Genomic DNA, 1,574 nt, shown 5'->3' on the forward strand with positions numbered 1-1,574 from the left:
AGGGGGTGTTGTCCGGTGAGGAGTTCGGTGACGGAGGTGCCGGTCCAGGGCAGGAGGGCTGCGTCGCAGGCGTCGACGGTTTCGGCGAAGGCGGGCGACTGTTCGTACAGGGCCCGGCCCATGCCGTCCCATTGCGAACCCTGACCCGGGAACACCCACACACTGCCCTGCCCAGTCCGCAGGACGTCGTCCCCCACGGCCTCGAAGGGGGACACGACACCCGGGGCTTCGATGCCCTCGGCGAGGGCTTCCAGTCGGCTGATGGCTTCTTCGCGCGTGGCGGCGACCACAGCGCCCCGATAGTCGAACCAACTGCGGTTCCACAGTGCGGTGGAGGCCACCTGAGCCGGAGAGACCTCGGGGTGTTCGCGCCACCAGTCGGCCCAGCGCCGGGCCTGCGCCCGCACCACACCGCTGTCCCCGCCCGACAGCACGATCGGGAACACCCCCTGATCCGGGGTCTGTTCGGTGACGGCCGCGACGACGGGGGGCTCTTCGAGGGCGGGCGGTTCTTCGAGGACGAGGTGGGCGTTGGTGCCGGACAGGCCGAAGGACGACACACCAGCGCGCCGCACCCGTTCCTCATCACGCGGCCAGGCGCGGGCCTCGCCCAGCAGCTCCAGCCCGCTGCCCTCCCACACGATGTGTTCGCTGGGACGCCCGGCGTACCGGGAGGGCGGCAGTTGCTCGTGCTGGAGTGCGAGGACCATCTTGATGACGCCGGCCACGCCCGCCGCCGCCTGCGCGTGGCCGATGTTCGACTTCGACGACCCCAGCCACACCGGACGCCCGGCCTCGCGCCCCGGCCCGAACACCTCGCCCAGCGCGCCGGCTTCGACCGGGTCGCCGAGGGGAGTGCCGGTGCCGTGGGCCTCGACGGCGTCGATGTCGGCCGGGGTGAGGCCCGCGCGGGAGAGGGCCTCCTGGATCACCCGTTGCTGGGAAGGGCCATTGGGAGCGGTGAGTCCCTGCGAGCGTCCGTCCTGGTTGACGGCGGAGCCGCGGATGACCGCGAGGATCTGGTCGCCGTCGGCCCGGGCGGTTGACAGGCGCTTGAGTACGAGGACGCCGCAGCCTTCCGACCAGCCCGCGCCGTCCGCATCGGCGGAGAAGCTCTTGCACCGTCCGTCCGGCGCGGTGCCCCGGAGCCGGGAGAACTCCACGAAGACCGAAGGCGTCGACATCACGGTCACGCCACCGGCGAGCGCCACGTCGCACTCCCGCTGGCGCAGTGCGGTCATCGCCAGGTGCAGGGCCACCAGCGACGACGAGCACGCGGTGTCGACGGTGACGGCCGGGCCCCGCAGGCCCAGGGAGTACGACACCCGGCCCGACAGCACGCTGCCGGCCCTGCCCGTGTTGACGTACCCGTCCTGGTCGCCGAGGCCGTGGCCCAGGCTCCCGTAGTCGCCGTTCATCGTGCCCAGGTACACGCCCGTGTTGCTGTTCTCCAGCGCCTCGGCCCGCAGCCCGGCGCGCTCCAGGGCCTCCCACGAGGTCTCCAGGACCACCCGCTGCTGCGGGTCCATGCCCCGTGCCTCGCGCGGGGGTATCCCGAAGAACCCGGCGTCGAA

1 protein-coding gene is annotated in these 1,574 nt (G+C 72.4%); it reads right to left on the minus strand.

The features are described 5' to 3' along the window. Window positions 1-1,574 (minus strand): type I polyketide synthase (locus ABT160_RS46940; protein WP_502984432.1); only part of this gene is annotated, 1,574 nt, incomplete at both ends.

This window comes from Streptomyces sp. NPDC001941, from assembly GCF_040296945.1.
Lineage (GTDB): Bacteria > Actinomycetota > Actinomycetes > Streptomycetales > Streptomycetaceae > Streptomyces.